This is a genomic window from Mycobacterium barrassiae, from assembly GCF_025822765.1.
Lineage (GTDB): Bacteria > Actinomycetota > Actinomycetes > Mycobacteriales > Mycobacteriaceae > Mycobacterium > Mycobacterium barrassiae.
On record NZ_JACKUK010000037.1, the window covers coordinates 24,691 to 41,826 of the forward strand.

General features: G+C 65.9%; 17 protein-coding genes and 1 pseudogene. 5 read left to right on the forward strand and 13 right to left on the reverse strand.

All coding sequences use genetic code 11. The features are described 5' to 3' along the window. Positions 1-33: 33 nt before the first annotated feature. From H7J93_RS24960 to H7J93_RS24970, 3 genes and pseudogenes are all read right to left on the reverse strand, one after another. A complete protein-coding gene (locus H7J93_RS24960; protein WP_267308980.1) occupies positions 34-510 on the reverse strand; it encodes a LysR substrate-binding domain-containing protein in 477 nt (158 codons plus the stop codon). A 41-nt stretch (positions 511-551) separates the two neighbouring features. Further along, positions 552-1,052 (reverse strand): annotated as a pseudogene (locus H7J93_RS24965) (LysR family transcriptional regulator); the annotation flags it as partial. 26 nt (positions 1,053-1,078) lie between these two features. Continuing rightward, complete coding sequence (locus tag H7J93_RS24970) at positions 1,079-2,071, reverse strand: isopenicillin N synthase family dioxygenase (RefSeq protein WP_267309008.1); 993 nt, start codon at positions 2,069-2,071, stop codon at positions 1,079-1,081. Between the two features lie 132 nt (positions 2,072-2,203). Between H7J93_RS24970 and H7J93_RS24975 the strand changes: the two genes are divergently transcribed. Continuing rightward, positions 2,204-2,479, forward strand: coding sequence for an ANTAR domain-containing protein (locus H7J93_RS24975; protein WP_267308981.1), 276 nt, complete (start codon positions 2,204-2,206; stop codon positions 2,477-2,479). Between the two features lie 19 nt (positions 2,480-2,498). Here H7J93_RS24975 and H7J93_RS24980 read toward each other — a convergent pair whose 3' ends face one another. From H7J93_RS24980 to lepA, 4 genes are all read right to left on the reverse strand, one after another. Then, positions 2,499-2,690, reverse strand: a complete 192-nt coding sequence (locus tag H7J93_RS24980) for a hypothetical protein (RefSeq protein ID WP_267308982.1) — start codon at positions 2,688-2,690, stop codon at positions 2,499-2,501. A 164-nt stretch (positions 2,691-2,854) separates the two neighbouring features. Beyond that, on the reverse strand, positions 2,855-3,565 hold the full coding sequence (locus H7J93_RS24985; protein ID WP_267308983.1) for a sensor domain-containing protein: 711 nt from the start codon (positions 3,563-3,565) through the stop codon (positions 2,855-2,857). Between the two features lie 63 nt (positions 3,566-3,628). After that, the gene (locus H7J93_RS24990) at positions 3,629-4,345 is read right to left on the reverse strand and encodes a sensor domain-containing protein (RefSeq protein ID WP_267308984.1); all 717 of its coding nucleotides are present in this window, start codon (positions 4,343-4,345) and stop codon (positions 3,629-3,631) included. Between the two features lie 12 nt (positions 4,346-4,357). After that, positions 4,358-6,205 (reverse strand): translation elongation factor 4, encoded by a 1,848-nt coding sequence (lepA, locus tag H7J93_RS24995; RefSeq protein ID WP_372508030.1) that lies wholly within the window; start codon positions 6,203-6,205, stop codon positions 4,358-4,360. A 95-nt stretch (positions 6,206-6,300) separates the two neighbouring features. Between lepA and H7J93_RS25000 the strand changes: the two genes are divergently transcribed. Continuing rightward, positions 6,301-6,900 (forward strand): type II toxin-antitoxin system PemK/MazF family toxin, encoded by a 600-nt coding sequence (locus H7J93_RS25000; protein WP_267308985.1) that lies wholly within the window; start codon positions 6,301-6,303, stop codon positions 6,898-6,900. A 100-nt stretch (positions 6,901-7,000) separates the two neighbouring features. Here H7J93_RS25000 and H7J93_RS25005 read toward each other — a convergent pair whose 3' ends face one another. Continuing rightward, entirely contained in the window at positions 7,001-8,776 is a 1,776-nt protein-coding gene (locus H7J93_RS25005) for a hypothetical protein (RefSeq protein WP_267308986.1), read from the reverse strand. Positions 8,777-8,846: 70 nt separating this feature from the next. On the opposite strand from H7J93_RS25005, the gene H7J93_RS25010 reads away from it, so the two are divergent. Then, positions 8,847-10,301: a glycosyltransferase family 2 protein gene (locus tag H7J93_RS25010; RefSeq protein WP_267308987.1), complete on the forward strand. Its 1,455-nt coding sequence runs from the start codon at positions 8,847-8,849 to the stop codon at positions 10,299-10,301. Between the two features lie 26 nt (positions 10,302-10,327). On the opposite strand, the gene H7J93_RS25015 is transcribed toward H7J93_RS25010, so the two are convergent. Both H7J93_RS25015 and H7J93_RS25020 read right to left on the reverse strand, forming a co-directional pair. Further along, positions 10,328-10,936, reverse strand: a complete 609-nt coding sequence (locus H7J93_RS25015; RefSeq protein WP_267308988.1) for a GNAT family N-acetyltransferase — start codon at positions 10,934-10,936, stop codon at positions 10,328-10,330. Further along, complete coding sequence (locus H7J93_RS25020; protein WP_267308989.1) at positions 10,929-11,357, reverse strand: CBS domain-containing protein; 429 nt, start codon at positions 11,355-11,357, stop codon at positions 10,929-10,931. Before H7J93_RS25020 ends, H7J93_RS25015 begins: the two co-directional genes overlap by 8 nt. 184 nt (positions 11,358-11,541) lie before the next feature. Between H7J93_RS25020 and H7J93_RS25025 the strand changes: the two genes are divergently transcribed. Beyond that, positions 11,542-12,561, forward strand: a complete 1,020-nt coding sequence (locus H7J93_RS25025; protein WP_267308990.1) for an aldo/keto reductase — start codon at positions 11,542-11,544, stop codon at positions 12,559-12,561. 59 nt (positions 12,562-12,620) lie between these two features. Then, complete coding sequence (locus H7J93_RS25030; RefSeq protein WP_267308991.1) at positions 12,621-13,481, forward strand: ribonuclease Z; 861 nt, start codon at positions 12,621-12,623, stop codon at positions 13,479-13,481. 7 nt (positions 13,482-13,488) lie between these two features. On the opposite strand, the gene H7J93_RS25035 is transcribed toward H7J93_RS25030, so the two are convergent. Genes H7J93_RS25035 through H7J93_RS25045 form a run of 3 tightly spaced genes read right to left on the reverse strand, consistent with a single transcriptional unit; the run spans position 13,489 to position 17,008 of the window. Next, a complete protein-coding gene (locus H7J93_RS25035) occupies positions 13,489-14,328 on the reverse strand; it encodes a transglutaminase family protein (RefSeq protein WP_267308992.1) in 840 nt (279 codons plus the stop codon). Beyond that, on the reverse strand, positions 14,328-15,305 hold the full coding sequence (locus H7J93_RS25040; protein WP_267308993.1) for an alpha-E domain-containing protein: 978 nt from the start codon (positions 15,303-15,305) through the stop codon (positions 14,328-14,330). The genes H7J93_RS25035 and H7J93_RS25040 overlap by 1 nt, the downstream gene beginning before the upstream one ends. Further along, positions 15,305-17,008 carry a circularly permuted type 2 ATP-grasp protein gene (locus tag H7J93_RS25045; protein WP_372508028.1) on the reverse strand — a complete coding sequence of 568 codons (1,704 nt, stop codon included), beginning with the start codon at positions 17,006-17,008 and terminating at the stop codon, positions 15,305-15,307. The genes H7J93_RS25040 and H7J93_RS25045 overlap by 1 nt, the downstream gene beginning before the upstream one ends. Positions 17,009-17,136 lie beyond the last annotated feature (128 nt).

Sequence of the window (17,136 nt, forward strand, 5' to 3'; positions counted from 1 at the left end):
CTTAGGTTGAGGGGATGTTTGGTGTAGCGGGCGTCAAGCGACGCTGAAGGGGCGTTCAGGAACGCTGTAAACCGCATCGGCACTGATGCGCGCGCTGGCCTCACGAACGAGGGAGACGAACGTCGCCAACGCGGTGCCGTCGGCGGGCCGATCGGCGGTCGCCAAGGCGATACGGCGGACCGGCTGCCTTCCGGCCACGCGCCGCAATGCCACGTCGGTTCGGGCACCCGCCGCGGCGAGCGAAGGCACCAGTGACACACCCAGATTCGCGGCGACCAGGCCCTGCACGGTCGAGTAGTCCTCCGTGCGGAAGGTGACAGACGGGATGAAGCCGGCACTGCGGCACGCCCGCTGGAAGACCCGCACGTCCGGGCATGTCCCGGTTTCGGTGCTGACGATCCACTGTTCTCGGGCCAACGCGGCGAAGGGCACTTCGACACTGGCTGCCAGCCGGTGTCCCGCCGGCAGGACGACGAAAAACTCGTCGTCGTACACCGGGACCGAGTGCACACCGGGATCGAGTGCACACCGGGAAATTCGGGGGCCTCCCCCGGCACCTCGGTGATCACCGCTACGTCGGCCCCGCCGGAGGACAACAGGTCCACACCTTCTTCGGGGTCGGCGGAAACCAATTCGACGTCGACGCCCGGGCAGAGCATCCGGAACCGCGCGATCGCCCGCGGCAGGAGCGTTCCGGCCGCACTGGCGAATGACGCCACGCGCACCACCCCTGGATGTGCGGTAGCCAGGTGCTGCAGGTCTCGTTCCGCGGTCCTGATGGCGCCGAGGATCGTTTCGGCGTGTTCGAGCAGCCGGTCGCCCGCCGCGGTGGTCCGCACCCCGGTGGGGCTGCGGACCAGCAGCGTCGAGCCGATGTCACGCTCGAGCGCCGCGATCTGTTGTGAGACGGCTGACGTGGTGTAGCTCAATGCCGTTGCGGCGGCCGACAGCGACCCGCAACGGACGACTTCCTGCAACACCACGAGCCGGCGCACATCGAACACCCCGGCAACGTAACCGCCCGCGACGGCGCTGCCGAGGGTTGTGATCATAAGGATGAAATCGGCTCGGTGGCGCCTCAGTAGGCGCTGGCGGCCCCTTTCGGCACGATGCCGTGGTGCAGTTCGGCCACGTCGGGATGGGCGCGGGTACGCGACTTCCACGCGTTCTCGCCGTAGGTGTTGAAGATCGGGTTGTCCGGGTCGGCCTCGACTCCACGCGACAGCGCCGCCAACTCCGGGGGCAGCGTGATGATCGGAACCTTCGCATCAAGCGAGGGGTTCAGGAAGAACGGAATGGACACACGATCGGTGTGCGGTGGAGGCGCGAGGACGCGATGACGGGTGGCGCGGAGATAACCACCCGTGGCGACCTCGAGCAGCTCACCGATGTTGACCACCAGGGCATCCGGCAGTGGCGGGACGTCGATCCACTGCCCCTCCTCGCCTTCGACCTGCAGACCGGTGGAGCCCTGCTCCAGCAGCAGCAACGTCAACACGCCTGAATCCTTGTGCACGCCAACGCCTTGGGTCGTGTCGCTGGTGCCGGGATAGCGCACCACCTTCATCAGGGTGGCGGGCCGGTCGGTGAATGCCGCATCGAACGTGTCCTCGACGGCCCCCAGCGAGACCGCCCAGTGACGCAGAAGGCGGATGCCGACCTCCGACAGCGTCGCCGCCCAGTCCTCGAACGCCGCGCGGAACCCTTCGAGCGCCGTCGGCCACAGATTGGGGCCCTGCAGCCGCCAATAACCTTCTGCACCATCGATCACCGGCCGCTCGGGTCCGATGTCGATCTGCTCACGCCAGTCGACCTTGCCATTGGTGAGCTCGCCGCCGATGCGTGAATAGCCGCGAAACTGTGGGCTTTTCAGCTGGCTGATCTCATTCTTGGCATCGAGCGGCAAGGCGAAGAATCGTCGCGCCAACCCGAGGACAGTGTCCATCTTGTCGCGTGGCACACCGTGACCGACGAGATAGAAGAATCCACTGTCATGCGCGGCCTCGCGCAACTGTGCGCGGAACCGGGCCGGATCCGCTTCGGACTCCGCGAGATCGAGAACGGGGAGCATCACGCCATTGTCGACCCGCAATACGCTCACGGCCATCTCCTTTAAACGACGCCACACCGGCGTATAGAAACCGTTAAATCACCATGCGCCAATCTCTTGGCCGACGGCTGCGCGCGGACCACCATCGTCGGCATGAGTTACAGCGGTCCTCGAGCGAATGACACCTCGCGCAAGGTGATCGATACCGCAGTCGGCGTCCTGGTCGGCCTCCGTGGCTGCTCACCGGCCGAGGCGTTCACCGAACTGGTTGCGGTGACGCGGCAGACGGGAATCGGCATCGGCAGCATTGCCAACGACTTGGTGGCGGTCGCCAGCGGCACCTCGTCGGCGGACAACGCCGAGGCGTTCAACGTGTGGGGTGAATTGATCAGACGCGATCGGCGCGCACCTGTAGCCCCGAGCCGCTAACGTGCACGGCGCAGCGCCGTCACGGTGCCGCCTGGTGCGACATCGAGGGCTGCGGTGCAGGGTCGACATCCGCGTCGGGAGCGAACAAAAGACCGCCGAGAGCGATGATGACCACCCCGAGGAGCAACACTATCCAAGGCCAACTTCCGACGGGTTGCAGCCGTGGAACGATTCCGCCTTCGGGAGCCGCCAACTCCGGATATTCGCCCACGCCTGCAGATTAGGGGCCCTCCGCCATCGCCGAGTTCGCAATGTCGGCCGCCATCGGTGAAACCGCAGGACGGCGATTGTGTTTCCTTTGAATCAGACTGGTTGCAATCGCAACCGCCGGTCAAAGCACGCAGCTGGAATACATTGATCTGACTGGTTATTTCGCTACTTGTTGGTGACGTTGGCCACCACGTCGCTCGCGATGGTCGCCGCCTCGTCGCCTGGCGAGTAGCTGCATGCCCACACCTCGATGGTGACGTTGGAGACCGGCGACAGCGCATGCTGGCACGCCCACCCGTCCGCATCGGACTGGACCGTGAGCTGGGTGATCAGGTTGTCTTCGGATTTGAGGTCTTCGAGTTCCCAGTCGTACGTGTTGCCGTTGTCGTCCACCGAAACCGTGTAGTTGGCGCACGACTCCCATGTCGCCTTGGACTTCTCGAAGAAGCCCAGCGCCTTGTCCGCCGACGGGTACAACACGATGGTCTGCTCGACCCAGTGATCGTTGTCGTCGCCTTCTTCGCGCGAGATCTGGTCCAGTACCGCCGTCCAGCCGCTGCCCGCGTACACGGGTTCCTCGGCTCCGTAGACCGCGCCCAGGCACTCCGGGTCCGAAACCTCGTTCGAGTGGTCGGTCATGTCATCCAGCTCGCTGGTGACCTCCATGGTCGTCGCGCCCATGATGGCGTTGATTTCACCGATCGTGAGCACCACGTCCTCGAGTTGTGACTCCTTCAGCGGCGCTACATCGGCTCCCGGGTTCTGGGCCCGCGTCGCGGTGCCCGAAATGGTGCTCACACAGCCGGTGAGCAGGACGGATGCCGCGATCACGGCGAATCCGGCACATGCCCGAGTGGCCCTACCGATATTGGTCACCGCGTTATTGTGACCGACTTCCGGCCGATGCGTGCGCCACCCGACAATTCCGGGTCAAAGGCCTTACGCGGCGCCGACCTTCTCCAGCATCAGGCTCGCCACCCTCGACGCCCCGGCCGGGCCGCCGAGATTATTGGCGTCGGTAACCTCCACGTCCACAACACAATCCGCCGCCACCCCGAGCGCCCGCTGGGTCATCGAACCGGCGTCGTGCATCACCATCGCCGACACCATCCGGCCGTCGACCGACACGTCGGTGACCCTGCTCGTTTCCTGGGCACCATGTCCGGGTTGGTCCAACACCAGCGTCTGGCCGTTGCAGCGGTGCCACCTTTCTGCTGCAGCGGCGAAAAACGCCTGCGCATCAGCCTCGGAGTCGAACTGCACGACGCCGAAGAACCCGGACACCGGTGGCCTGTCGAACGTTCCGCCTGCCCACGACTGGCTCGCCACCCGCTGCACCGGACCTGCCTCGTAGACCACTCGCTGCAGCCGGTACGCCGGGCTGACGCAGTCGGCGGGCGTCGCATCTGCTGCGCCGATGCTGGCCAGCAGCATGTCGGGGCCGCCCTGGACGCGCTGGCTCATCATGCCGTTGGGGCCGAGAACGACCAGCTCATCCTGCGTGGGCAGGATCTTCTCCAGTGCCCGGACCGGCGACGGCTGAACGGCTTCGGCGATCCGCACCGTCGGCCGCGCGTCCTGGGCAGGAGCCCCGCAGGCCGCAAGAACGACGCACGCGCTCAACGCACCCACTGTGCGAGCCGTTGAGCGCACCATCTTCGGTGGAACCTACTTCTTCGTCTTGTCTGCAGGGGCATCGGTGGACAGCGCCGCGACGAAGGCCTCCTGAGGCACCTCGACCCGACCTATGGTCTTCATTCGCTTCTTGCCCTCTTTTTGTTTCTCGAGCAGCTTGCGCTTGCGCGTGATATCACCGCCGTAGCACTTCGATAGCACGTCTTTGCGGATCGCGCGGATGTTTTCGCGAGCAATGATCTTCGAGCCGATCGCCGCCTGGACCGGAACTTCGAACTGCTGACGCGGAATCAGCTCCTTGAGTTTGGTCGTCATCTTGTTGCCGTACGCGTAGGCGGAATCCTTGTGCACGATGGCGCTGAACGCATCTACGGCCTCGCCCTGCAACAGAATGTCGACCTTCACCAGAGCCGCTTCCTGTTCGCCGGCCTCCTCGTAATCGAGGCTGGCGTAACCGCGTGTGCGCGACTTCAGCGCGTCGAAGAAGTCAAAGATGATCTCCCCCAACGGCATTGTGTACCGCAGCTCAACCCGCTCCGGCGAAAGGTAATCCATGCCGCCGAGTTCACCGCGCCGCGACTGGCACAGCTCCATGATGGTGCCGATGAACTCGCTGGGCGCAATGATGGTCGTCTTGACGATGGGCTCGTACACCGTGCGAACTTTGCCCTCGGGCCAGTCCGACGGGTTGGTGACGACGATTTCTGTACCGTCTTCCTGCACAACGCGATACACGACGTTGGGTGACGTCGATATCAAATCGAGATCAAACTCGCGCTCGAGGCGTTCCCGGGTGATCTCCATGTGCAGCAGGCCGAGGAAGCCGCTGCGGAACCCGAAACCGAGCGCAACGGAGGTCTCGGGCTCGTACGTCAGCGCCGCGTCGTTGAGTTGCAGCTTCTCGAGCGCGTCACGCAGATCCGGGTAGTCCGAACCGTCCACCGGATACAGCCCGGAGTAGACCATCGGCCGCGGTTCCCGATACCCGGTCAGCGGTTCCGAGGCGCCGTGTCGCGCGCTCGTGACGGTGTCGCCCACCTTGGACTGGCGCACGTCCTTCACGCCGGTGATCAGGTAGCCGACCTCCCCCACTCCGAGCCCGTCGGACGCCTTGGGCTCCGGGGAGACGATGCCCACCTCCAGCAGCTCGTGGGTGGCCCCGGTGGACATCATCTTGATGCGTTCGCGCGGGATGATCTTGCCGTCGACCACGCGCACGTAGGTCACCACACCGCGATAGGTGTCGTACACCGAGTCGAAGATCATCGCCCGCGCCGGAGCGTCGGCATCGCCGGTCGGCGGCGGCACCTCGCGGACGACGTGATCGAGCAGGTCAGCGACCCCTTCACCCGTCTTCCCCGACACCCGCAGCACGTCGGAGGGTTCACAGCCGATGATGTGGGCGATCTCGCCGGCATAGCGGTCCGGGTCGGCGGCGGGCAGGTCGATCTTGTTGAGCACCGGGATGATGTGCAGATCGCGGTCCAGCGCCAGGTACAGGTTGGCCAGCGTCTGCGCCTCGATGCCCTGCGCGGCGTCCACCAGCAGCACCGCACCCTCGCAGGCCTCCAGGGCCCGGGACACCTCGTAGGTGAAGTCGACGTGGCCGGGGGTGTCGATCAGGTGCAGCACATAGTCGACGCCGTCCACCTGCCACGGCAGCCGGACGTTCTGCGCCTTGATCGTGATGCCGCGCTCCCGCTCGATGTCCATCCGGTCCAGGTACTGGGCGCGCATATCGCGATCGGCGACCACACCGGTGAGTTGCAGCATCCGGTCGGCCAGCGTCGACTTGCCGTGGTCGATATGGGCGATGATGCAGAAGTTCCGAATCTGCGCCGGCGCGGTGAAGGTCTTGTCCGCGAAACTGCTGATGGGAATCTCCTGGTGAGCGGTGTGATGGGCAGTACCAGGGTATCTAGCCGGGCCCCAGTCGACACAATCGCGGCAACTGGGCTTCGCCTAAGCTCGTGAATATGGCTCTGCCCTGGAAAGTACCGAAGACCTTCCAGCGCTTTGCGGAGAACCTGGTGTTCAACGAGGCGCCGAAGTTCATCCGCCAGCAGCTGCAGTCCGAGACCGTGACCCGCGGTATCCAGCAGGGCATCAAGCTCGGTATCGACGCCATCGTGGGTGCCCCGGCCGAGGAACCCCGCGCGATCACCGCAGGCCGTCCGGTGAGCCAGAACTTCGTGCCGACCGCGCACCGGGCCCGCAAGGTGATCTACGCCCCCCAACTCGACGGCCGCGCCGACCCCGGGGAGATCGTGTGGACCTGGGTCGTCTACGAGGACGACCCCTCGAAGGGCAAGGACCGGCCGGTGCTCGTCGTGGGACGCGACCGGGCCACCCTGCTCGGCCTGATGCTGTCCAGCCAGGACCACCACCGCGACGACCCCAACTGGGTCAGCATCGGCCGCGGCACCTGGGACTACGAGAGCAGGGCCAGCTGGGTGCGGCTGGACCGCGTGCTGGATGTGCCCGAAGAGGGCATCCGCCGCGAAGGCGCGATCCTTGCGCGGGAGACGTTCGAGGTGGTCGCCGCGCGGCTGCGCGCCGAGTACTCCTGGAGCTGATTTCCTTCCGCGAGCTGGGCCCACACCGTAGGTAGGGGAACGCGAACTCCCCATTTCGCGACGTGTCGGGGGTTTTTGCGTCTGCTCGGCATCGGAGATGTCAACGTCGCAGATACACCGAGCACGTCGACGACCTGCAATCAAACAACCGGATGAAGCCAGCTGGGTCACGACGCACGGCCTCGCCCGCGGCGGTGCGCTGCCCGACGATGAGCAGCCGCACGTTGTCGTCGTGCACCAGACGGTCGGCGGCCTCGGCCGTGGCGTCGTCGGGGATGCGTACCGCGCTGCGGGACAGATCGGGCGGCCAGGCGTAATACGGCAGCTCGAGCGTGTCGTCGAACAGTGTGATCTCGCCGGAACCCACCCTGGCGACCGCGTCGAGGAACTTTGTCGGCGGGCCTTCGGCCCCGACGGATCTGCGGCGCTCGTCATCGGTCATGCCGAAATAGGCGCGCAGCGTGGGCCCCTCTCCGGTCAACCCGGGGTAGGCGACGTAGATGTTGTGTGCGGCGACGAGGGCAACGAGGCCGAACACCGCGACGCGCGCCGACCGGCCCAGTCGCCGGTGGTCGATCGCGGGCGCCGCGAAGGCGAGCACCAATCCGGCGAACGGGAGCACGAAACGGGCGACCGCGGGATCGGGCGTGGCGAGCGTCGCGGCGAAGACGAGCGCGACGAGTACCGAGCGTGTCCGGGCCGCGCGGACCACGGCGACCGGCAGGGCGACCAGAAACAACAGACCGAGCCCGCCGATGCGCATATCGAATGCCGGCACCGGAGGCCAGATCGTCGTCCACGAGGTGACGATTCGCTCGACGACGTTGCCGCTGGTGCGCGGCGCACCAGCCCCCGAGGCCAGAAGTTCTGACATCGGATACCGGCCGGGCAGGTGCATCGGACCGATGTCGATGCGCACCGGCCATACCGGATTGCCTTGTCGCACAATGCTGGTCACGTAGGTTTCGCCACCGAGCAGCAGCACGAGCACGCCCGCGACGCCGAGTGTGCGCCACCAACCGGACCGCCACGCGATCACGACCAGTGCGGCGAACACGACGAGGGCGGCCACGGGCGCGCTGGGTTTCGAGCCCACGAAAAGGCCGAGCGCTGTCGCCGCGAGAAGAAGTCTGGTGCGGTCGACGGGTCCCAGCACGAACGCGATCGCGGTGAGCAACAGCGCCGCTGACGCGACGTCGACGTAGTTCGTCGGCAGTTGCAGAAACACCGCGGGCAGCGTCAGCCACGCTGCACCGGCCGCGACTGCAGTAGCCGACCGTGCGCCTTGCCCGCGAGCGATCACCGCAATCGCCAGAGCGCCGAGCAACCCGAACGGCAGATGACCGAGTTCGACCAACTGGTCGTCGGGGATCAGCGCACGCCAGGCGATGAAGACGTTTTCGACGTTGTGCGGATAGCTCGAGATGTAGGGGACATCGGCGGGGACATCGGTCAAAGTGCCGTGCTGCAACGCGAAGTTCACATACGGCAGGTGGTAGCCCAACGCATCCCACTGCCAGACCGGCAACAGGTAGGCCGCCGTCACCGCGATCGCCAAACCGCCCCCGGCGACCAGCAACACGGGCACCGTTTCGACGGTCGCCGGCAGGCGCACCCGCGGCCACGGCAGCCCCCGGATGTACACGGCCGCAACAACAGTGGCGGACACGATGACGCTTGCACCGAGCAGCACCGCCGTCGTCAGCGCGCCTATTGCGCCCAATGCGCGCACCCCGACAACCACGGTGACCGCGGTCAGCAGCGCACCTCCCAGCAGGCGCTCACCGGCCGATGCTTTGCGCGGGAACAGCAACGCGCTGAACCCGATCGCCGTGACGGCGGCCGACGCGAGGGCGATCGGCAGCGCCCACGCCATCAGGACACCCGCTCGACGGTCATTCGCCTGAACCCTCCGCCACCGATCTGCATGAATACAATCTCACGTGTTGTCCGAACAACTCGCTACCGCACTGCGTCGCTACTCATCGAGGCTCACGCCGCCGCCGACGCCTGCCGTCAGCGTGCTCATCCACCTTGCTGTGCTTGTGTGTTGGGTGGCGCTGTTCCTGAATGCCTTCGGCAGGGGCGGGCTGTTCGCATGGTCGGTCGGGTTGGCCTACCTCGCCTATGACACGGTTTTGGTCGGCTTCACCGCCTGGCAGATCCGTGATCTCATCTCGACGGGTGACAGCCATCGCGCGGAGGCGGCCGTCCGCCTCAGCCTGTCGGTACTGATAGCGGTGCACAACGAGGCGGCCGTGCTGCCCGCGACGGTCGGGGCGTTGCTCAGTCAGGACGACCCACCCGACGAGATCGTCGTCGCCGACGACGGTTCCACCGACGCCACCGCCGAGGTGTTGCGCGCTGAGTTCGGCCTAGTGGAACCCGACGTCGGCGCGAAATCGACCGTGACGCACGGGACGACGTCAATCGTGTGGCTGCGACTGTCCCACGGAGGAAAAGCTCGGGCGCTCAATGCGGCGATCACCGCGACAGATACCGATATCATGGTCACCGTGGACGGCGACACGCTCCTCGAGCGGCCGGCCATCGGTGTTGTGCGTCAAGCATTCTCGCGTGATCCGAATCTGGCGGGCGTAACCGGCATCATCACACCGGTGTGCCGGCCCACGTTCGTCGGGCGGATCTGGCAGTTCTTCCAGACATACGAATACGTCCGAAACTTTCTCGGCCGCTATGCGTTCATGCGGATCGACTGCCTGCAACTGATATCGGGTGCGTTCGCGGGCTTTCGGCGCGAACATGTCGTCGAGCTCGGCGGCTTCGACGAGGTCTGCATGGTCGAAGATTACGAGCTGGTGCACCGGCTGCGCCGGTATGCGGGAGAACATGGGCTGCCATGGAAGTTCGAGGTATTGGGCGGTGCGCAGGCCCGCACCGAGGCGCCCGGTTCGGTGGCGGCCTTCCTGCGGCAGCGACGCCGTTGGTTCGGCGGCTTCCTGCAGACGCAGTGGTGGTACCGCGCGATGACGGGCGACCGACGCATGGGTCGACTCGGCACCGTGATGCTGCCCATCAAGGCCGTCGACACCCTCACGCCGATCTTCGGACTCGTGGCCTTCGGACTGCTGATCGGTTACGCGGTGACAAGGCAAACCGACATACTCGGTCCGGTGCTTCTCGTCGTCGCGGGAAAGCTCGCCATCGACGTGGTTTTCGGGGTGTGGGCCATGCGCCGCTACCGATGGTGGGTCGGCGACCCCGGCCGCGGGAGCCTCGTCGGTATCACCCTGATGACGATCGTCGAACCGGTCACATTCCGGTTGATGCTGCATGGCGGCGCGCTTTTGGGGTGGTTCGCTTTCCTCAGCGGCGGGCAGCGTTGGGGCCGTCAGCACCGCTTCGGGCTGCGCGGCACCCACAACGCCCCAGACCAGTAGCTATCGTGGCTCCCGCCACTTCTGCCTCATCGTGGCTCGCGCCACATGGGCCACATCGAGGGCCCCCCATCCGGCAACTTGATCTCCCCCATCACCTCGAATCCGAACCGCAGATAGTAGGACTCGTTGCGCGGGTTGCTGTTCTCGAGATACGCAGGCACACCTTCGGCGTCGCAGCGGTCCAGGCGCGAACGCATCAGCGCCTGCCCGAAACCCGCACCGCGCACCGACGGGTCGCTGCCGATCACCATCAGATACCAATGCGGTTCCTCGGGATGGTGCTCTTCCATCAGCTCCATCACCTGCATGCTGGCCTGCGCCCGCGAGCGAAACGCCCACAGCATCACGGGCATCATCGCGAGCTGTTCGAACCAGCCGGCCTTGCGCTGACCCGGCGGATCCCACAGCGTGGCCGCACCAACCGAGCCGTCGCGCCGGGCGACCTCAGACCCCGCGCGGGGCAGGAAATGATGTCGCGCAAGACCGGAGAAGGCCCGCGTCAGCGATTTGAGCCGGGTCCGGTCGTCGGGCAGCATCCATGACATCACCGGGTCGTCGTAGAACGCGCGCGCCAGCACCGTCGCCATACCGCCCACCTGACGCCGCTGAGCAGGCTCGACCTCGATGTCAGCCACGGGTGATGTAGGCCTGCAGCTGCTCCTGCTGGGCTTCGAGCTCTTCCATCCGCGTTTTCACGACGTCGCCGATGCTCACGATTCCGGCGAGCCGGCCGTTCTCCATGACGGGGATGTGCCGGACCCGCTTCGTGGTCATCAGCGCGCTGAGACTGTCGACAGTGTCGTTCAGGCTGCATGTCGCCACGAACGAGGTCATGATCTCCGACACCGGCTGCCGCAGCAGCTCGGCGCCGCGCTGCTGCAACGCCCGCACGACATCGCGCTCGGAGACGATGCCGATCACTCCGTCGGGCGAGACCACCACCATCGCGCCGATGTTGTGCACAGAAAGCTCGGTGAGCAGCCCGGATACCGACGTCTCCGGGGTGATGGTCGCCACCGACGCACCCTTGTTCCGCAATACGTCCGCGATCCGCATCGTTGCCTCCGCTCATGACCTGCCTCACATCAGGCTATGTCCGAGTCGCGCTGCGCGAAAGCTTTTGGCATCGGTGTCCCAAAAAACGCTGAAAGCTCCCTGTGAAGGAATAGAACGGTGGTACCCGCCGCTGCACCTTCTTGTCTCTCGCTAGGTTCAGACCGTCGACATGAAATGGAGAACCATGACTACTCCGCACTCCGCGCCCACCGTCACTCTGGGTGACGAATTGAAGGTCAGTGCAATCGGTTTCGGTGCGATGGCGCTGACGCCGGTCTACGGCGAGGTGGACGACGCGGAGTCGCTTGCGACGTTGCATCGCTGCCTGGACCTCGGTGTCACCTTCATCGACACCGCCAACATCTACGGCAACGGCAGCAACGAGCGGCTGATCTCTCAGCTTCTGGCCGATCGTCGCGACGAGGTCACGCTGGCCACCAAGTTCGGCATCGTCGGCAACCCGGCCGATCGCGCGGCGGGCCAGCTCGTCGCGCGCGGTGACGCCGCCTACGTCCGCCAATGCATCGACGAGAGCCTACAGCGGCTGCAGACCGAGGTCGTCGACCTCTACTACATGCACCGACGCGATACGAGCGTGCCGATCGAGGAAACGGTCGGCGCCATGGCCGAACTGGTGGCCGCGGGCAAGGTTCGCCACCTCGGGTTGTCGGAGGTGACGGCCGATGAACTGCGGGCCGCCGTCGCGGTGCATCCCATCGCGGCAGTGCAGAGCGAGTGGTCGATCTGGAGCCGTGACGTCGAGACCAACGTCGTGCCGGCCGCCGCCGAGCTCGGTGTCGGGTTCGTTCCGTATTCGCCCCTGGGCCGCGGCTTCCTCACCGGAACCATCAGCGCCGTCGACGACCTGCCTGCCACGGACTTCCGCCGGAAAATGCCCCGGTTCAGCGACGACGCCTTCGACTCCAACCTCGCGGTCGTCGAACTCGTGAAGTCGGTGGCAGAACAACAGAATGCGACACCGGCGCAGGTGGCACTGGCCTGGCTGCGGTACCGCGCCCAGACCCTCGGAGTGGCCGCGGTGCCGATCCCCGGAACCCGCCGGGCGGCGCGGGTCGAGGAGAACCTCGGCTCGCTGTGGGTGACGTTGACACCGCAACAGATCGAAGCATTGGACGCTGCGGCGGCGACGGTGACGGGTCAGCGCTTCGCCAACCTGGGGTGGGTGTCCGCCGGCCGCGAATAGGCGCGGTCGCCTCACCGAGCCGGTGTACCTGGCCCAGCGATTCAGGTATATCTAGCCCCATGATTGAGGTCACGCTGCTCGGTACCGGAAGCCCCATCCCCGATGCGAACCGGGCGGGTCCATCCACCCTGGTGCGAGCGGGTGGTCAGACCTTCCTGGTCGACTGCGGCCGCGGTGTGCAGCAACGGCTGACCGCCGCGGGAAGCAGCGCAGGCGCGCTGACCGCACTGCTGTTGACGCATCTGCACAGTGACCACATCGCCGATCTCGGTGACCTGATCATCACCCGCTGGGTCTCCAACTTCACCCCCGAACCCTCCCCACTGCTGATCATCGGCCCTCCCGGTACCGCCGAGGTGGTCGACGCCACGCTCAAGGCGTTCGGATTCGACATCGGGTACCGCATCGCTCATCACGCGGACCTCAACTCGCCGCCGCCGGTGGAGGTGCGCGAATACACCGACGGCCCGGTGTGGGATCACGACGGTGTACAGATCCGGGTGGCACCGACCGATCACCGTCCGGTGGCTCCCACCATCGGTTTCCGCGTCGAGCACGCCGGTGCCTCCGTGGTTCTGGCCGGCGACACCGTGCCGTGTGAAAGCCTCGACGCCCTGGCATCCGGTGCAGGTGCGTTGGTGCACACGGTGATTCGCAAGGATCTGATCGACGCCATGCCCATGCAACGCATCCGCGATATCTGCGATTACCACTCCTCCGTCGAGGAGGCCGCCACCACCGCGGCACGGGCCGGGGTCGGCATCCTGATCCTCACCCACTACGTGCCCGCGATCGCGCCCGGCCAAGAAGACGAGTGGCGTGCATTGGCCGCAACCGCGTTCGACAGACAGATCGAGGTGGGCGACGACCTGCACCGCGTCGAGGTCCATCCCGGGGTATGCACCAAACCCAGTAGGTAACGCACGGTCAGGCCAGGCGGGTGATCTCCACGACGACGTCGAGGTCGGTCGAACCTTCGCCGGAGTAGATGCCTTTGAGCGGGCTGACATCCGAATAGTCCCGGCCGACTCCGACGCTGACGTACTGCTCGTTGATCTCGGAGTCGTTGGTGGGGTCGTAGTTCCACCAGCCGCCCGTCCACGCCTGTATCCACGCGTGACTCTGGCCGTCGATGGTCTGGTCGATCTTGGCCTTCTTGTTCGGATGCAGATACCCCGACACATAGCGACTGGGAATTCCCATGCTGCGCAGCAGGATCAGCGTCAGATGGGCGAAATCCTGGCAGACACCCTTGCCTTCGCGGTGCGCGTCCAGCCCCGAGGAGTGCACACCAGTGGTTCCCGGCACGTATTCGAGTTCGCTGTGCACCCAGTTCGCCGCGGCGATGACGGCTTCGTGAGGGTCGTGGTACTTGGCGATGCGTTGCCCTACCCGCGCGATCCGCTTACTGGTCGGCGTGTAGTCCGTCGGGCTGAGCACTTCGTCGAACTTGTCGACGACCGCTTCCGAATGCAGGTCCTCCCAACCGACTTCCGTCTTGGGCATGTCGTCGCGATCGGTCTCCACCACCGACGACGACGTCACCTCCAGCTCGGTGTGTGGAGCGTGCAGGTCGAACGCGGTCACCGCGGTGCCCCAGTAGTCGACGTAGCGGTATGACCTTGTCGCGGGGATGGTCTCGACGCGGTTGAGAATGACGTTCTGGCGCGAATCCGATCGTGGCGTCAACCTCGCCTCGTTGAAGGACGCCGTCACCGGCGACTTGTATGCGTAGCCGGTGGAATGCACCACCCTCAGCCGCCACATCAGATTTCACCCTCCTCGATGACCAGCGGGCCGTGGCGGCCTGCGTCTGTCCACGCGACCCACGGCGCAGAATGGAAGTACTCCAATGCCAACGCATCTCCGACATCGGCACACGTCTTCTGCAGCCCGGCCAGGCGTTGTTCGAGCGATTCGAGGAGCATCCCCGGCTGCAGGAATTCCAGCTCGCTACGCGCACGGCCCAGCAACCGCTGCGTCTCCGCGGTGGCGCCGACACGGTTGTGGGCCCGGTGATGCAGTTCGTCGAGGCTGTGCTCGGCCAGCCGCAGCGAATACATAACGGACCGCGGGAAAAGCCGGTCGAGAAGCATGAACTCGACGACTCGGCCGGCGTCGAGCACACCACGGTAGGTGCGCAGGTAGGTATCGTGCGCACCCGCAGAGCGCAGCACGGTAACCCAGGCGGGCGACGACGCGCTGTCGCCGACGCGGGCCAGCAGCAGCCGCACGGTCATGTCGACCCGTTCGATCGCGCGGCCCAGCACCATGAACCGGTATCCGTCGTCACGGCTGAGCGTCGAGTCCGCCAACCCGGCGAACATCGCGGCGCGCCCTTCGACAAACGACAAAAACTCGTGGGGTCCAAGACGTTTCGCGGCGCGCTCACGTTCGGCAAGCGCGTTGTAGGTGGTGTTGAGGCACTCCCACATCTCGGTCGAGGTGACTTCGCGGGCGCCGCGGGCGTTCTCGCGCGCGGCAGAGATGGCCTCGACGATGGAACATGCCCCGGACGTGTCGCGGCCGAACGCGACGATGTCGGTCAGCGACCACACGTCCAACGGCTGTGCGGGTGGGTCGATGCCCAGCACGCGCAGCAGTGTCCGCGATGTCTGGTCGGGATCGACGCTGGAGTCCTCCAGCAGCTGGTGGACGGTCACGTCGAGAATGCGGGCGGTGTCGTCGGCGCGCTCGACGTAGCGTCCGATCCAGTACAGCGATTCAGCGTTGCGGGCCAACATCATTGGCTCCTCATCTGTTGCTGTTGCTGTTGCTGTTGCTGACCCGATTGCCCGTTCGTCGAACTCTGCGACTGCTGTTGCTGTTGCTGTTGTGAGCTCTCCGACCCGTTGTCGCTCTTCGGCGCCTTGGGTGCCTTCGGTAGTGACCGGACCACTTCGGCGGCGGCGAGTTCGCGGTCGGCCACCGAGGCCCGCGAGGCCAGCACCCAGGTGTCCTTCGATCCGCCGCCCTGACTGGAGTTGACCACCAGCGACCCTTCCGGCAGCGCGACGCGGGTCAGTCCGCCGGGAAGGACCCAGACCTCGTCGCCGTCGTTGACGGCGAACGGGCGCAGGTCGACGTGCCGGGGCGCCAGACTGTCGCCGATCTGGGTGGGGACGGTGGACAGCTGAACCACCGGCTGAGCGATCCAGCCGCGCGGGTCGTTGCGGATCTTCTTGGTGATCGCGGCGCGTTCCTTTTCGGAAGCGTCGGGGCCGAACACGATGCCGTATCCGCCGGATCCTTCGACCGGTTTGATGACGAGCTCGCCCACCCGGTCGAGGACCTCTTCGCGTTCGTCGTCGAGCCAGCAGCGGTAGGTGTCGACGTTGGCCAGCAGCGGCTTCTCACCCAGGTAGTACTCGATGATCGTGGGCACGTACGTGTAGACGAGCTTGTCGTCGCCGACGCCGTTGCCGACCGCGCTGGAGATCACAACGTTGCCCGCGCGTGCGGCGTTGAGCAGACCTGCGACGCCCAACACCGAGTTGGGATTGAACTGCATCGGATCGAGGAAGTCGTCGTCGATGCGCCGGTAGATGACGTCGACCTGACGTTCGCCCTCGGTGGTGCGCATGTAGACGGTGTTGTCGCGGCAGAACAGGTCGCGCCCCTCGACGAGTTCGACGCCCATCTGGCGGGCGAGCAGCGAGTGTTCGAAGTACGCCGAGTTGTAGACGCCGGGCGTCAGCACGACGACCGTCGGGTCGGCCTCGTTCGAGGCGGCTGCGTTGCGCAGCGCCCGGAGCAGATGCGACGAGTAGTCGCCGACGGCGCGCACCCGGTGGGTCGCGAACAGATTCGGGAAGACGCGCGCCATGGTGCGCCGGTTCTCCATCACGTAGGAGACGCCGGATGGCGACCGCAAGTTGTCCTCCAGGACGCGGAACGACCCCTGCGCGTCGCGCACCAGGTCGATGCCGGCGACGTGGATGCGCACGCCGTTGGGCGGGTTGATCCCGGCGGCCTGCCGGTGGAAGTGCTCGCACGAGGTGACCAGCCGGCGCGGGATGACGCCGTCGCGCAGGATCTCCTGCTCGCCGTAGATGTCGTCCAGGTAGGCCTCGAGCGCCTTGACCCGCTGGGTGATGCCCTTCTCCAGCCGGGTCCACTCGGCAGCCGAGATCACCCGGGGGACGAGGTCGAGGGGGAACGGCCGCTCCTGGCCCGACAGCGAGAAGGTGATGCCCTGGTCGACGAAGGCACGCCCCAGGGCCTCGGACCTGGCCGCTAACTCCGAGGCGTCAGACGGTGCCAGCTCAGCGAATATGCCCTTGTAGGGGCCCCGCACGTTGCCCTGCGCGTCGAACATCTCGTCGAAGGCCTTCGCATACGACCCCAGGTTGTTGTAGCCACCGAAAACGCCTTCATGGCGGCGGGGCTTGGGGGACCGGGCGCGCGACGACCGAGTGCTGTCGGCTGGCAGGGTTCGCAGACTCACCTTTGACATGCTGCACCAACTGTCGCGTTCCGGCAGGCCAGCGCGCTCACTTTGGGCAATTACCCATCACGCTGGTAATCTGAACCCTCGCTGCCCGCAGGTCGGGCGCCACCAGTCTTTGCAACAAG